This is a genomic window from Sphingomonas sp. (genome assembly GCF_041661885.1).
Lineage (GTDB): Bacteria > Pseudomonadota > Alphaproteobacteria > Sphingomonadales > Sphingomonadaceae > Sphingomonas.
In genome coordinates this window covers 319,644-334,276 of sequence record NZ_JBAZTL010000001.1, presented here as the reverse complement: position 1 = coordinate 334,276, position 14,633 = coordinate 319,644, and the positions used below count along the sequence as shown (strand labels likewise).

16 protein-coding genes and 1 riboswitch are annotated in these 14,633 nt (G+C 63.8%); of the genes, 10 read left to right on the top strand and 6 right to left on the bottom strand.

Annotated features, from left to right (window positions below):
- Positions 1-96: 96 nt before the first annotated feature.
- The 3 genes from gcvH to WC704_RS01660 form a co-directional block, all read right to left on the bottom strand.
- Positions 97-468 (bottom strand): glycine cleavage system protein GcvH, encoded by a 372-nt coding sequence (gcvH, locus tag WC704_RS01670; protein WP_372888258.1) that lies wholly within the window; start codon positions 466-468, stop codon positions 97-99.
- Positions 468-1,628: a glycine cleavage system aminomethyltransferase GcvT gene (gene gcvT, locus WC704_RS01665; RefSeq protein WP_372888257.1), complete on the bottom strand. Its 1,161-nt coding sequence runs from the start codon at positions 1,626-1,628 to the stop codon at positions 468-470. The genes gcvH and gcvT overlap by 1 nt, the downstream gene beginning before the upstream one ends.
- A gap of 166 nt (positions 1,629-1,794) precedes the next feature.
- A riboswitch (glycine riboswitch) is annotated at positions 1,795-1,899 on the bottom strand.
- 84 nt (positions 1,900-1,983) lie between these two features.
- A complete protein-coding gene (locus WC704_RS01660; protein WP_372888256.1) occupies positions 1,984-2,640 on the bottom strand; it encodes a hypothetical protein in 657 nt (218 codons plus the stop codon).
- Between the two features lie 120 nt (positions 2,641-2,760).
- Here WC704_RS01660 and ispH point away from each other — a divergent pair, with 120 nt between their 5' ends.
- The 3 genes from ispH to rnhA are packed head-to-tail and all read left to right on the top strand — an operon-like array spanning position 2,761 to position 5,141.
- Positions 2,761-3,717 carry a 4-hydroxy-3-methylbut-2-enyl diphosphate reductase gene (gene ispH, locus WC704_RS01655; protein WP_372888255.1) on the top strand — a complete coding sequence of 319 codons (957 nt, stop codon included), beginning with the start codon at positions 2,761-2,763 and terminating at the stop codon, positions 3,715-3,717.
- Positions 3,718-3,720: 3 nt separating this feature from the next.
- Positions 3,721-4,680: a homoserine kinase gene (thrB, locus tag WC704_RS01650; RefSeq protein ID WP_372888254.1), complete on the top strand. Its 960-nt coding sequence runs from the start codon at positions 3,721-3,723 to the stop codon at positions 4,678-4,680.
- Complete coding sequence (gene rnhA / locus WC704_RS01645) at positions 4,677-5,141, top strand: ribonuclease HI (protein WP_372888253.1); 465 nt, start codon at positions 4,677-4,679, stop codon at positions 5,139-5,141. Before thrB ends, rnhA begins: the two co-directional genes overlap by 4 nt.
- Here rnhA and WC704_RS01640 read toward each other — a convergent pair.
- The 3 genes from WC704_RS01640 to WC704_RS01630 are packed head-to-tail and all read right to left on the bottom strand — an operon-like array spanning position 5,138 to position 7,414.
- A complete protein-coding gene (locus tag WC704_RS01640) occupies positions 5,138-5,311 on the bottom strand; it encodes a YegP family protein (protein WP_372888252.1) in 174 nt (57 codons plus the stop codon). The two genes, rnhA and WC704_RS01640, sit on opposite strands and share 4 nt — an antisense overlap.
- A 50-nt stretch (positions 5,312-5,361) precedes the next feature.
- On the bottom strand, positions 5,362-6,456 hold the full coding sequence (locus WC704_RS01635) for an NAD(P)/FAD-dependent oxidoreductase (protein WP_372888251.1): 1,095 nt from the start codon (positions 6,454-6,456) through the stop codon (positions 5,362-5,364).
- A 4-nt stretch (positions 6,457-6,460) separates the two neighbouring features.
- Positions 6,461-7,414: an alpha/beta fold hydrolase gene (locus tag WC704_RS01630; protein WP_372888250.1), complete on the bottom strand. Its 954-nt coding sequence runs from the start codon at positions 7,412-7,414 to the stop codon at positions 6,461-6,463.
- 48 nt (positions 7,415-7,462) lie between these two features.
- On the opposite strand from WC704_RS01630, the gene WC704_RS01625 reads away from it, so the two are divergent.
- From WC704_RS01625 to WC704_RS01595, 7 genes are all read left to right on the top strand, one after another.
- Entirely contained in the window at positions 7,463-7,945 is a 483-nt protein-coding gene (locus tag WC704_RS01625; protein WP_372888249.1) for a prepilin peptidase, read from the top strand.
- A gap of 35 nt (positions 7,946-7,980) precedes the next feature.
- Entirely contained in the window at positions 7,981-8,994 is a 1,014-nt protein-coding gene (gene cpaB / locus WC704_RS01620) for a Flp pilus assembly protein CpaB (RefSeq protein WP_372888248.1), read from the top strand.
- Entirely contained in the window at positions 8,995-10,572 is a 1,578-nt protein-coding gene (locus WC704_RS01615; RefSeq protein ID WP_372888247.1) for a pilus assembly protein N-terminal domain-containing protein, read from the top strand. It abuts the gene before it with no gap.
- 13 nt (positions 10,573-10,585) lie between these two features.
- Positions 10,586-11,239, top strand: a complete 654-nt coding sequence (locus WC704_RS01610) for a CpaD family pilus assembly protein (RefSeq protein ID WP_372888246.1) — start codon at positions 10,586-10,588, stop codon at positions 11,237-11,239.
- On the top strand, positions 11,236-12,525 hold the full coding sequence (locus WC704_RS01605) for a CpaE family protein (RefSeq protein ID WP_372888245.1): 1,290 nt from the start codon (positions 11,236-11,238) through the stop codon (positions 12,523-12,525). Before WC704_RS01610 ends, WC704_RS01605 begins: the two co-directional genes overlap by 4 nt.
- Before the next feature lie 72 nt (positions 12,526-12,597).
- On the top strand, positions 12,598-13,572 hold the full coding sequence (locus tag WC704_RS01600; protein ID WP_372888244.1) for a type II secretion system F family protein: 975 nt from the start codon (positions 12,598-12,600) through the stop codon (positions 13,570-13,572).
- A gap of 4 nt (positions 13,573-13,576) precedes the next feature.
- Complete coding sequence (locus WC704_RS01595) at positions 13,577-14,572, top strand: type II secretion system F family protein (protein WP_372888243.1); 996 nt, start codon at positions 13,577-13,579, stop codon at positions 14,570-14,572.
- The last annotated feature ends 61 nt before the right edge of the window (positions 14,573-14,633 follow it).

The following is a 14,633-nucleotide window of genomic DNA, read 5'->3' as shown; positions in this document are numbered from 1 at the left end:
CGTGCGGGAGGGGTTGGGGGAGGGAATGACAAAGCTTGGCGGTGAGCAAAACGCCCTCCCCCAGCCCCTCCCGCACGGCGGGAGGGGAGAAGGAGATCACAGCTTCGAGACGAATGCCTGATAGGCGACTTCATCCATCAGCTCGTTCAGCTCATCGGTGTCGCTCAGCGTCAGCTTGAAGAACCAGCCATCGCCCTCGGGGTCTTCATTGACGAGGCCCGGCGTGTCGGCGAGCGCGGCGTTGCCGTCGATCACCGTGCCCGACACGGGCGAATAGACATCCGACGCAGCCTTGACCGATTCGACGACCGCGGCTTCATCGCCCTTGGCCAATTCCTTGCCCTCTTCGGGTACATCGACGAACACGATGTCGCCAAGCTGGCTCTGCGCATATTCGGTAATGCCAACGATGCCGATATCGCCATCGACATCAACCCATTCATGATCTTCGGTAAAATAACGGCTCATCACTTGCCTCCTGTGCGGACGTAGCGGTGGGGAATAAACGGCATCGCGGTTACGGTCGCTTGATGGACCTTGCCGCGTTGCGCGAGTTGGATCGTCGTGCCGGGAACCGCAAGCGCGGTCGGCACATAAGCCATTGCGATCGGCGCACCGACGCTCGGCGCGAATCCGCCCGAGGTGACGCGACCGACTTCGGAACCCTGCGCATCGAGCACAGCAGCACCTTCGCGCACCGGCTGGCGGCCGCCAACCATCAGCCCGACGCGCTTGATGATCGCGCCGTTTTCGCGCTCGGCCAGGATGCGTGCTGCCCCCATGAAGTCGCCCGCCTCGCGGCGGCGCTTCGATAGCGCAAAGCCGAGATCGGCCTGGATTGGCGTCGTTTCGGGGTCAAGGTCATGGCCGTAAAGCGGCAAGCCGGCCTCAAGCCGCAGCGAATCGCGCGCGCCAAGGCCGATCGGCTTGACTTCGGGCTCGGCGGTCAGCGCATCGGCCAACGCCTCGACATTCTCGGCGGGCACCGAAATCTCGAAGCCATCCTCGCCGGTATAGCCCGAACGGCTGATCCACAAAGGAACGCCATTCCACTCGAACGCTCCCGCCGTCATGAACACCAAAGCTTCGACGCCCGGCACCAGCCGCGCCAGCGCATCGACCGCCTTGGGCCCCTGTAGCGCGAGCAGTGCCTGATCTTCCATGTGGTTGAGCGCGATGTCGTCGGGCAGATATTCGAGCAGATGCGCGATATCGTCGATCTTGGTCGCGCCGTTGACGACCATGTAATAGCCCTGAATGTCGAACGGATTGGCCTCGGGCAGCCGGGTGACCATCAGATCGTCAAGGATGCCGCCATCTTCGGCCAGCAGCAGCGAATAACGCTGCTTGCCCTCGCCCAGCCCGGCAATGTCGGCGGGCAACACCGCTTCGAGCGCCGCGACCAGATCAGCCCCTTCGTCGGAGCGGAACAGCAACTGGCCCATATGGCTGACGTCGAACAACCCAGCCGATTCGCGCACCCACAGATGCTCGGCCATGATGCCTTCATATTGCACCGGCATCTCATAGCCCGCGAACGGCACCATCCGCCCGCCATGCGCGCGGTGCCAGGCATCGAGCGGCAACGTCTCGATCGCGATTTCGTCCAGCGTTTCAGTGTCGCTCATGTCGGCCTTCCGTGCGAGGTCTACGGCATAGCATGACGCCGTAGCGTCTGTGATCCGCCGCCCCCTCTGTCACGGATACCTGAGAGCTTTGACTTGCCGCAGATGCCGCAAGCTTACCCCTTCGGTGGCACGCCGCCCAAGGCGAGTGCGCTTTCCAGAGTGTCGACAAGCCCGCGCGGTCCGGTTGCCTGAGAGATTCCGGGGCGGTTGCTCCTTCGGCGGTCCAGGCTACCGCAAAACGGCATCCCGGACGCTCTCCCGCGCGTGCCTATCGCGGTTGCCCGCGATCGACCTGTTCGGTTTGACGCGGCGCAGCAAGCGAGTCAACGACCCTTTGCCACAACCGCCTCCACAATCAGCGTGTGGCGTTATATTTCAACTGCTCGTTGGTGAGCTGAAAGCCAACCAGCGCCTCAAAGGTTGAGCGCAACACTGCCTGGCGGACCTCGGGACGGCTGAGCGGATCGACCGCAGCATCTTCCCCTCCGGCCCGACGCTTCTCCAGCAACTTCTTGCGCACATCATCAGGGAGAGTCGCCGCAGCGCGCGAAACCGTGGCAGACCCGGTGCCCTGCGCGGCGGCGCGCGGCTGGCCCGGCTCGAAATGCAAGGTGACGTGGCCGATACGCTTGGCGATAACGGCACTGCCGCCCTGCAACACGGTGACAAAATAGGGCAAGGTCACATCGCGCGCGCCATCGGTGCGCAGTCGCCGCGCTTCGACCGAGAAGGTGACCGTCGTAAGAATGTCGTCTCCGGCGTCGGCGCAGGTCGAGCGAACCTTGGTCAGCACCGCCGTCACGTCGAGCGCGGTCGCGTCATGGCTGGTCGCGGGGTCGAACAAGGTGATGTCGCCCGTGTCCGCCGGAATCGCCACGCTGGGGCAAGCGGTCCGCACAGCCGTGATGCCGCCGGTTTCGTCAAGGTCCCCGGTGTGCCGACATCCGCCGAGCAAGACCGCCGCGAACACGGGAAGCGAGAGAGCGGCGATGGCTGATTTCCGGAATGTCACGGGGTCACGCACCTTATCATGCAAAAGGGACCGCCTGCGTTAGGATTTATCGCGCAGGCGCGGCGGCACCATAGGAACCGGCTATCGCCCGCGCAAGCAATCGCGTAGGCTTCCAGCGAGATGTTGACCGCTCCAAAGCCAAAACTCGACCTTATCATCGCCGCCCCGCGCGGCTTCTGCGCCGGGGTCGACCGTGCCATTCAGATCGTGGAGCTGGCGATCGCCAAATATGGCGCGCCAGTCTATGTCCGGCACGAAATCGTCCACAACCGCTTCGTCGTCGACATGTTGCGCGACAAGGGGGCCGTGTTCGCCGAGGAACTCGATGACGTGCCCGATGGTGTGCCCGTCGTCTTTTCCGCGCATGGCGTGCCCAAAGCGGTGCCGAACAAGGCGGCGGAACGGGGCCTCGCCTTTTTCGATGCGACCTGCCCGCTGGTGTCCAAGGTTCACCGTCAGGCCGAACGTCTGGTCGAACTCGGACGGCATATCGTGTTCGTTGGCCATGTCGGGCATCCCGAGGTGATCGGCACTTTCGGACAAGTGCCCGAAGGGGCGATGTCGTTGGTCGAAACCGTCGCGGATGCCGAAGCTTATATGCCGGCGAACCCGGACAATCTGGCATTCCTGACCCAGACCACGCTGTCGCTGGATGACACTGCCGAGGTTGTCGCCACGTTGCGGCGTCGTTTCCCCTCGATTCAGGGGCCGCGTGGCGAGGACATTTGCTACGCCACTGCCAACCGGCAGGGCGCGGTCAAGGCGATTGCCCATGCGTGCGATGCGCTGCTGGTGATCGGCGCGCCAAACTCCTCCAATTCTGTGCGCCTGGTCGAAGTGGCCGAACGCGAGGGCACGCCCGCCCGCCTCATCCAGCGCGCGGCAGAACTCGACTGGGCGTTTCTCGACGGCGTCAACACGCTTGGCATTACCGCAGGCGCATCCGCGCCCGAAGTGCTGGTCCGCGAACTGGTCGAGCGGCTTGGCGAGCGATTCGCGGTGACCGAGCGAGAAGTGGAAACGAAGCGCGAGACGATCTCGTTCAAACTGCCTCGCGGCCTCGAAGTTCCGGTCTGAACGATGGCCGTGTACACCCCTGTATCGGCCGAAGTACTGGCCGGCTTCCTAGCGCGCTATGACGTGGGCGAGCTGGTGTCCGCCAAGGGAATCGCGGAAGGCGTCGAAAACACCAACTACCTGGTCGATACGACCACCGGCCGCTTCATCCTCACGCTGTACGAAAAGCGCGTCGATAGCGGCGATTTGCCCTATTTCATGGCGCTGCTCGATCATCTCGCGGCGCACGGCAACCCCGTACCGCCCGCGATCAAGGACCGTAGCGGCACTGCCATTCAAATACTCGAAGGGCGCCCCGCCTGCCTCATCAAATTCCTGTCGGGCGTGTCGGTATCGCATCCGACCGCAGCACAAGCGCACGCCGCAGGTACGGCGATGGCCGACATGCACGCCGCCCTTGCCGACTTCCCCCAGACTCGCGCCAATTCGATGGGGGTCGATAGCTGGGCTCCGCTGTTCGAGCGTTGCGGGCGCAGCCTCGATGACATCGCGCCTGGATTGTATGACGATCTTGGCTACGCAATCGACCGGGTGGTTGGCGCGTGGCCCCGGGCGACGCTCGACACGGTAACGATCCATGCCGATCTTTTCCCCGACAATGTGCTGATGCGCGGCGACGCCGTATCCGGGCTGATCGATTTCTATTTCGCCTGTACCGACCTGCGCGTGTACGATCTCGCGATCATGCACAGCGCCTGGGCGTTCGATGCCAGCGGCGCGCAGTACGACCCTGCCATCGGCGACGCGCTGATCGCTGGCTATGCGCAGCGCTTTCCGTTGTCATCGGTTGAGCAGGCGGTGTTCCCGACGCTTGCCAGCGGGGCCTGCATCCGCTTCGCGCTTTCGCGCGCGTGGGACTGGCTCAACACCCCCGCCGACGCGCTCGTCACGCGCAAGGACCCGCTCGCTTATGTCCGGCGACTCTCGCATTATGCGCCGGAGCTGATTAAGCGGACGCGATGACCGCGACCGTAAAAGAGCTTACCAAAGTCGAAATCGCCACCGATGGTGCCTGCAAGGGCAATCCCGGCCCGGGTGGCTGGGGCGCGCTGATTCGCGCAGGCGGCACCGAGAAAGAGCTGTCGGGCGGTGAAGCGCTGACCACCAACAACCGCATGGAATTGATGGCGGCGATCGAGGGGCTGAACGCGCTGAAGCGCCCCTGCCATGTCATGCTGTCAACCGACAGTCGCTATGTGATGGACGGGCTGACCAAGTGGATCAAAGGCTGGCAAAAGAACGGCTGGAAGACCGCCGCGCGCCAGCCGGTGAAGAATGCCGATCTGTGGCAGGCGCTGCTCGACGCGGCGAAACCGCACCGTGTCGAATGGACGTGGGTCAAAGGCCATGCCGGCCACCCCGACAACGAACGCGCAGACCGGCTGGCGAGCGATGCCGCGATGGCCGCTGGCAGGCGCGTTTAAGCCTCTTCGACAGGCGCGCCCGGACCGTTCTTCAGCACCGATTCGATCGCGTTCCTGGCGCCAGCCTTGCTCGAATAGCCCTCGGTCCACCAGATCAGGTCACTATTGTATTTGAACTTGGCGACATATTCGCCAGCCTTATTCTGTTCGATCACGAATTTATGGGCCATTCGAACCTCCCGGGTTTGTCGGTGCCGCAACGATAGCGGCCACGATTTCGTTACGCCAGCACCGCGAAGCGGCTGGGTGCATAGCGGGTAGGGTCAATCGCGGCGACGCTGGCATCGGCCGCGCGACCAAGCAGGATCGATGCGGCCAGCGCGGCGGCGGCGGGCGCGGTCTGAATGCCGAAGCCGCCCTGCCCCGCACACCAGAAGAAGCCCGGCGAATCGGGCGCAAAACCATAAACCGGCAAGCGATCCGGCGCGAAGCTGCGCAGGCCCGCCCAACGCCGTTCAACGCGCGTTATCTGCCAATCGACGACGTGTTCGAACCGGTCGATCGCGATCGCGACATCGATTTCCTCGGGCTGGGCATCGCCGGGCGTGGCCGGAGTCTCGTCGTGCGGGCTGAGCCACAACCGCCCCCCGGCCTCGGGCTTGAAATAGAATTGCCCCGAAATGTCGGCGATATGCGGCAGCGCATCGGGGGCCGTCGGGTTGGTCGCGAGTTGCACGACGGTGCGACGATAGGCAGCGATGCCGATCGGCGCGACCCCTGCCATTTCCGCAACCGCATCGGCCCAGGCACCCGCGGCATTGACCAGAATCGTCGCCGACACCGGCCCCGCGCCTGTCTCCATTTGCCAGCGACCACCGGTGTGGGCCGCGCGCTGCAGCGGCGCGGACAGCAACAGCTTCACCCCGCTTTGCCGCGCTTGTGCGAGATAGTGCGCGTGGAGCGCCGCGACGTCGATATAGGTGCTGCTCGCCTCCAGCACGCCCAGCGTCCAGTCGGGCCGCAAGCCCGGAATATAGGCGCGCGGATCGACCCGTTGCAGCGCCACGCTGCTGCCTGCAAATTCCTCCAGGAAACCGTCGATCCGGTCCGCATCCTCGGCACGCCCGATATGGAGCGAACCGAGATCGGCCAGAAAGCCGCCTTCGCGCAACACAGTGCCCGAAGCGGTGGTCAACGGTTGCACACCGGGGCCACCATAGGTTTCCGACCAGAACGCTGCCGAGCGCCCGGTGGCGTGGTAGCCGGGCAGGTCCTCCGCCTCCAGCATCACCACCGAAGCGTGGGGCGCAATCGCGGCGGCAAGGCTTGCGCCCGCAATCCCGGCACCGACGATCGCCACGTCATAGTGCGTCACGGCGTTACCTCTGCGCCCGCGACGACAGGAAGATGTCAATCTCGCCAATCGCGCGATTGCGCACCGCATCCGCCTCGCGCAGAATCTCGTGTGCCGATTCCTTGCCGAAGCGCACCACCCGCGCATCCGGCAGCTTTGCCGCGATTTTCAGCGCGGCCTTGGGATCGACCAATTTGTCGTCGTCGGCGACGACGAACAGCAGCGGCACGTCGAGCGTTTTCAAACGCGGATCGACGCTCAGCCGCCGCGTCGAAGCGAAGGCCTCGATCACCCAGCGCCAGCTCGGCGGCCCCAATAGCAATTCGGGCTTGCTCGTTTGCCAGAAGATTTCGTCCTCGTAGCGATCCTGGTCCTTGGTGAGCAGTGCCTGACGCGTTTCGGTGGTGGCCGGGCGCTCATTCCCGCGCCACGCTGGCCGTGCCGCATTGCCGACGCCGCCGAGCACCCGCGCGAGCCGTTCGCCGAGCGTCGCACCAAGCGGACTGTGCAGCCCCAGCATCGGCGCGATCAGGATTGCGGCATCGGGTCGCGCCGCGCCCTCGACCAGCGCCCTGAGCAGCAGGTGGCCGCCCATCGAATGGCCGAATGCGACATGCGGTCCGCCGTCCCGCCCCGCATCTTCCGCGACCCAATCGGCCCAGAAGGCGCGAAAATCGTCGATATATTGCTGAAAATCCTCGACATGGCCAACGTGCGGATCGGGCGACAACCGCCCCGACCCGCCCTGCCCGCGCCAATCGAACGACGTGATCGACCAGCCCTGCGAATGCCAATGCGCGAACGCTTCGAGATACTTCTCGAAAATGTCGCCGCGCCCGCCCTGGAACAGCATCCGGCCACGCGACCGCCCCTCCGCTTTCCAGTCGAAACGGCGCAGCGCCCACCCGTCGGGAGCGGACCAATGTGTGATCCGCGCAGCCGCAGGAATCGCACGACGATAAAGCTGAGGGGAAACCATGTGCGATGGTTACGGTTTCGAAAGGCCTGCCGTCTAGGCTTTTCCCTCATGGGTGGGTTCAATCTGTCGACGATGCTGCTGCTGGTGCTGGCGGCGCTCCTGGTTTCGGCTGGGATCCAGGACGCACGCACGCGCGAGATCGCCAATTGGAAGAACGCCGCAATCGCGCTGCTCGCGCCATTATGGTGGTGGGCGAATAGTCTCGGTTGGCTGGCAATGGCCGAACAGCTCGGCATCGCCCTGCTGGTATTCGCCGTGTTCGTCGCCGCCTTTCATTTCGGCTGGATGGGCGGCGGCGACGTCAAGATGATCGGCGCGCTTGCCCTTTGGATGCTCGATCCGATCGCGTTGATATGGATGTTGATCGTGATGTCGCTGGTCGGTGGTGCGCTCACCGCGATCCTGCTGGTCGAACGCGCGCTACGCCGGCGAACGGCGCAAATCGAGGTTCCCTACGGCGTCGCGATCGCGATTGCCGCCCTTTTGGCGCTGCGTGAACCGCTTTTTAACCACTTTGGTGTGAATGCTTAACGCGGGCTCAATGGCCCGCGTCCGAAAGGTCTGAGATGGATAGTCGCAAGGTCATTTTGCTGATGGGTGCGCTGATCGTTGCCGCGATCACGGCGTTCATGGCACGATCGTTGATTGTCGGCAGCCCGGCACCGCAAGCCAATGCCGTCGCGATGGCACCGGTGGTGAATGGCCCCGATGTGCTGGTCGCGACCAAGGCGCTCCCGGTCGGCACGATCCTCGACGCGACTTCGCTGAAATACCAGCCCTGGCCAAAGGAACTGGTCGAGAACGCCTATTTCATCAAGAAGGGTGGCTTCGATCCGCGCTCGCTGGTCGGCACCGTGGTGCGCAATGCAATCACCGCGGGCCAGCCGCTCACGCAGGGTGCTTTGGTCAAGCCGGGCGACCGCGGCTTTCTTGCCGCCGCACTCGGCCCGGGAATGCGCGCGGTGACCGTGCCGGTGCAGACGCAGACCAGCGTCGCCGGCTTCGTTTTCCCCGGTGACCGCATCGACCTAATCTTGACGCAGACGGTGCCAGGCGGCGGCGATGGCCCACCGCTCAAGGCCGCCGAAACGATCATGCGCAACCTGCGCGTGCTCGCCACCGATCAACGCACCGACAATGGTGTCGGGGAAGACGGCAAGGCCGTCGTGCGCACGTTTTCCAACGTGACGATCGAAGCGACGCCGAAGATCGCCGAGCAAATCGCGGTGGCGCAGACGCTCGGCTCGCTCTCGCTGTCGCTGCGCTCGATCGCCGACAATAGCAGCGAGCTCGAACAGGCGATCGCCAGCGGCGACGTCTCGATGCCCGACGATCCCAAAGCCGAAAAGGCGATGCTGACCCGCATCGCTGGCGCACCGGCATCGGGCGGCGGGACAATGGTAACGGGGGCGGACGTATCGCGTTTTCAACGCAGTACCGTCCCTGGCAAAGCAGCCGAAGGCCCAACGGCTGGCGGCGCGCCGGGTGCAGGCGGATTTCCCGGAGCCGCGTCCGGGCCGGTGATCCGCGTTGCGCGGGGAAATGCGGTGACGGATGTCGCCGTTGAGGGGAAGAAATAAATGCGTAGCGTGTCCATCTCGCTTGGCTGGTCGCTGGCGGTCGCGCTTGCGGCTTCGACCGTTGCAGCCGTACCCGCCGCGGCACCGGCACAGACCGTCAGTTCCGGCACCGTGGTGCAACTCAGCACCGGACGTGGTCGCCTCATCACCCTGCCGCGGCCAATGAGCGACGTGTTTGTCGCGGACGACAAAATTGCCGATGTGCAGGTCCGCTCGCCAACGCAGCTTTATATTTTTGGCAAGGCCGGTGGGGAAACGACCCTGTCGGTCACCAACAAAGCGGGGGCGGTCGTCTATGCGGCAACCGTTCGCGTCGGCAACAATTTCGATTCGATCCAGCAGATGCTGGCGCTGGCCATGCCCAACGCCCACATCGTGGCCACGCCGATGAACGGGCTGGTTTTGCTGACAGGCACCGTCGCCAATCCCGAGGATGGCGCGGAAGCGACTCGCCTCGTCCAGGCGTTTGTCGGCGACGCGACCAAGGTGCTTTCGCGCCTGGGCAATGCAACGCCGCTGCAGGTCAATCTGCAAGTCCGCATCGCCGAGGTCAGCCGCAGCTTCGTCAAGAATATCGGCGTAAATCTTACAACCTATGACAAGACCAGCGGCTTCAAATTCGGGATCGGGCAAGGAAGTTCTGCCACGCAGTATACGCCCAACGGTGGCCTTTTCGTTGGCGGCACCACCGCCTCGACCGGGACGAGCCTCATCACCACCGCCACCAACGCCACGACACTCGGAGCGGCTGGCCGCGTGCTGGGGCTCGATCTCATCTCGTCGCTGGATCTGGGCGAGCGTGACGGGCAGGTTTCGACCCTCGCCAACCCCAATATCACGGTGATTTCGGGCGAAACTGGCTCCTTTCTTGCCGGTGGCGAGTTTCCAATTCCCGTGGCCCAAGGGCTCGGCGCAGTTTCGATCGAGTTCAAGGAATATGGCGTCAGCCTGTCCTACACGCCGACCGTGCTCGCCGACGGTCGCATTTCGCTGCGGGTGCGCCCCGAAGTTTCGCAACTCTCGTCCCAGGGTTCGGTCACGGTCTCGGGCACCGTCATCCCCGGGCTGACCACGCGACGCGTGGAGACATCGGTGGAACTGGGCTCCGGCCAGAGCATGATGATCGCCGGGTTGCTGTCGAACGATCATAACAACTCGATCACCAAGGCCCCGGGCCTTGGTGACGTGCCGATCGTCGGCTCCCTGTTCCGGTCCAACGGCTTCCAGCGCAACGAAACCGAGTTGGTGATCGTCATCACGCCGTATCTGGTCAAGCCGGTCAACGCCAACGACATCGTCCTGCCGACCGATGGTTATAAGGCCCCGACCGACCTTGGACGGGTGTTCTTGGGGCAATTGGGCGGCGGGCAGACCGGCGGTGACCGTCCCAAGCCGAGTGTCGCACCGGCAGGCAACCCGCAGCCGACGCTTGGCGCGGCGGCACCGGCGCCAATTCTGCCGACGCCCGCGCCATCGGCCCCGGCGGACCGGCGTCGCGAGGAGCCGGCCACCGTTCCGGCACCGTCTGCCAAACCCAAGAAGGGCGCGAGCGCCGCACCCGGCTTCAGCATCAACTAAGGGCCTGAGGGACATGAACATGTACAAACGCGTCCGTGTGATCGCGATCGGCCTGCTCCCGGCCTTGGCACTGAGCGCCTGTGGAGGAACCGAAAATCGCGGGCTGGAGTCGGTTCACCAACCGGTGGTCAGCCGCACTGATTACGCAATCGATGTGGCGACCAGCCCCAACGGGCTGGCACCAGGCGAGGCGCAGCGCCTTGCGGGGTGGATGGCATCGCTGCGGCTCGGTTATGGCGATCAGGTCGCGATCGAGGATGCCAGCACCAATAGCGGCGCGGTACGCGACGATGTCGCGCGCGAAGTCTCGCACTATGGCCTGCTCGTTTCCGACGACACCCCGCTGACCGGCGCGCCCGTTGCGGCGGGTATGGCGCGCGTCGTAATCAGCCGGATGAAGGCAACCGTGCCGGGCTGCCCCGATTTCAGCCGCAGCGGCGCGAGCGAATTTGAAAGCAATACTTCGTCCAACCACGGTTGCGCGATCAATGCCAATCTCGCCGCGATGGTCGCCAACCCCGCCGACCTTGTGCGTGGACAAACGAGCAGCGGCGTGGGGGATCAGGCAACGTCGGGCAAGGCGATCGACAGCTATCGCAAGGCGAGCCCGACCGGCGGCGGCGGCACCGTCTTGAAAACCGAAAAAGCGGGAGCCGGCAAGCAATGAACGCGCCCTTCAACCCGGCACGGATCGGCCTGCGCGATCCGTTTGCGGCCTATGTTTGCGACGAAACCGCCGCCGAAACGCTGCGCCCAATCGCGGTCGAAATGGGTTGGGCCCCCGAAAAGGTCAACAAAGGCGGCCTGCGCAACGCGGTGCAATCGCTGTCGGTTTCGGCCAGCCCGCAAATCCTGTTCGTCGATTTGTCGGAGAGCGGCGATCCGCTTAACGACATCAATGCGCTGGCGGAGGTGTGCGAGCCCGGCACGGTCGTGATTGCGGCAGGCCAGGTCAATGACGTGCGCCTGTACCGCGACCTGATCGTTAGCGGCATTCAGGATTATCTGCTCAAACCGCTCAACCCCGACATGCTGCGCGACGCCTTCACCCACGCCCAGGCGATTCTCAATGCGCCGAAGGCAGTGGAGACCGGCACCGAGCGCCCGCATATCTCGACCGCCTTTATCGGCGCGCGCGGTGGTGTCGGTGCCTCGAGCATCGCCACGGCGGTGGCCTGGGTGCTGAGCGAAAAAGGTGCGCGCACGACCGCGATGCTCGATCTCGACGTCCATTTCGGGACCGGCGCGCTCTCGCTCGACCTCGAGCCCGGACGCGGCCTGACCGACGCGATCGAAAACCCCAGCCGCATCGACGGGCTGTTCATCGAACGCGCAATGGTCAAATCGAGCGAGACGCTCTCCGTGCTGTCAGCCGAAGCACCGATCAATTCCCCGATTCTCACCGACGGTGGCGCATTCTACCAACTGCAGGAAGAAATGCGCGCCGCGTTCGAATGCACCGTGGTGGATTTGCCGCGCAACATGCTGGTGCTGCATCCGCATCTCATATCGGACATTCAGGTGGCCGTTATCGTTACCGAACTGACGCTTGCCGCGGCGCGCGACACGATCCGCATCCTGTCCTGGATGAAGTCGAACGCACCGCAGACGCAAGTGGTGGTCGTCGCCAATCGCGTTCAACCGGCTGCCCAGCTCGAAATTAGCCGAAAGGATTTCGAAGGCTCGATCGAGCGCAAGATCGATTTTCTGGTGCCCTTCGACCAAAAGCTTGCCGCGCAATCGGCCAAGCTCGGCAAACCGCTGACCGAAGCCGGCAAGGGTTCCAAGACGATCGCACCGATCGTCGAACTCGCGACGAAACTGATGGCGGTGGGCGACTCAGCCGAACCGATCGACAGTGCGGTGAAAAAGAAAGCCGCCGGCAAGGGCGCGTCCTTGATGGGCAAATTCGATTTCAAGGCAATGATTTCGCGATCGGCAAAAAAGAAATGATCCCCGAAAAATCCCTGCAAACCCCGACCGCGTAAACGCCGTCGTAACGAAGCGGAGCGCTTGATAGGCTTCATGGAACTGATGCCGGTCCTTTCGCTGGGCGTAGGTGCGCTGGTCGTGCTGATGCTGACGGCCTTTGCCTTTGCCGGGCCCAATGCCGAGCGGGCGCGCACCCGGCGTATGGGAGCATTACGCGCGCGCCATAGCGAAGCCGCCAACGTCCTGGTCGATGCACAGATGCGGCGCATCGCGGCGGCGCGCAGCAATCGGATGGATGCAGCCGCAATGCGCTTCATCCCGCGCCCCGCTTTGCTCAAGCAGCGCCTGGCGATGACGGGCAAGAGCTGGACCGTCGGACAATATGGCATGGTGACGCTGGGGATCATCGGCGGTGTCGCCTTGTTGCTGATGATTATCGGCCTCCCGATCCTGCTCGCCTTGCTGCTCGGCCTTGTTGTCGGTGCGGGCATCCCACACATGGTGGTCGGCTTCTTCATCAAGCGCCGCATCGCCAAGTTTACCGCAAAATTTCCCGACGCGATCGAATTGTTGGTGCGTGGCCTGCGTTCGGGCTTGCCGATTACCGAAACGATTGGGGTCGTCGGTCAGGAAGTGGATGGGCCAGTCGGCGTCGAGTTCAAAACCATCACCGACAAGATGAAGATCGGGCGGACCTTGGACGCGGCGCTTCAGGAGACCGCAGATCGGCTCGGCACGCCCGAATTCCAGTTTTTCTGCATTACGATCGCAATCCAGCGCGAAACCGGCGGCAACCTTGCGGAAACGCTCGCCAACCTCGCAACCGTCCTGCGGATGCGCGGGCAGATGAAGCTCAAGATCAAGGCGATGTCGTCCGAATCCAAGGCATCCGCTTATATCGTCGGCTCGCTGCCGTTCATCGTGTTCGGCATGATCTGGATGATCAACGGCAGCTACATGCAGAACTTCTTCGTCGATCAGCGCCTCATGGTCGCCGGCGGCGGCGGGTTGATCTGGATGGGTATCGGCGCGTTCATCATGAGCCGTATGGTCAATTTCGAGATCTGATGCGATGAACTTCAACGGCCCCAACGGCCCGGTCATCCTGGGCGTCGACGTTTATTCGGTCGCCACCTTGCTGGCGGCTATCGCCGCGCTCATGGTGGTGCTGGCGCTCTACGCGGTCACCACCTCGCGCGACCCGATGACCAAACGGGTCAAGGCGCTCAACGACCGTCGCGAACAGTTGAAGGCGGGCATCACCGCCTCGACCAAGCGCCGTGCGAAACTCGTCACCAAGAACGAGACGACCGACCGCATCAAGGCGCTGCTCTCCTCGCTCAAAGTCTTGCAGGACAGCCAGGTCAAAGCCGCACAGATCAAGCTGATGCAGGCGGGTATCCGCTCCAAGGAATATGCGGTCGCGGTCATTTTCGGGCGGCTCGTCCTGCCGCTGACCTGGGGCGTGTTTGGCGTGTACCTGGTCTATGGCACCGAGATGTTTTCGGATTGGACGCCGTTCAAGGCTTACGGCCTGGTCGCGGTCAACTTCATCCTCTCGTACAAGGCCCCCGACCTGTATCTGAACAACAAGATCACCAAACGCTCGCAAGCGATCCAGAAGGGCCTGCCCGATGCGCTCGATCTGCTGGTCATCTGTGCCGAAGCGGGACTGACCGTCGATGCCGCATTCAACCGCGTCGCGCGCGAACTGGGCAAGGCCTATCCCGAGCTTGGCGACGAATTCACGCTGACGGCAATCGAACTGGGCTTCCTTGCCGAGCGGCGTCAGGCCTTCGAAAACCTGGCGCAACGCGTCAAGCTCGATGCCGTGAAGGGGGTCGTCACCACGATGGTGCAGACCGAGAAATACGGCACACCGCTCGCGTCTGCGCTGCGCGTGCTATCCGCCGAGTTCCGCAACGAACGCATGATGCGCGCGGAAGAGAAAGCGGCCCGCCTGCCCGCGATCATGACGATCCCGCTGATCCTGTTCATTCTGCCGACCCTGTTCGTGGTGATTTTGGGGCCAGCCGCCTGCTCGATTTCGGACGCCTTCAAGCACTGAGGCGGCGGTGGTGAGGACGCTTGCTCCAAAGCGTGGTTAACGGCAGGATCGCCCCCGATAC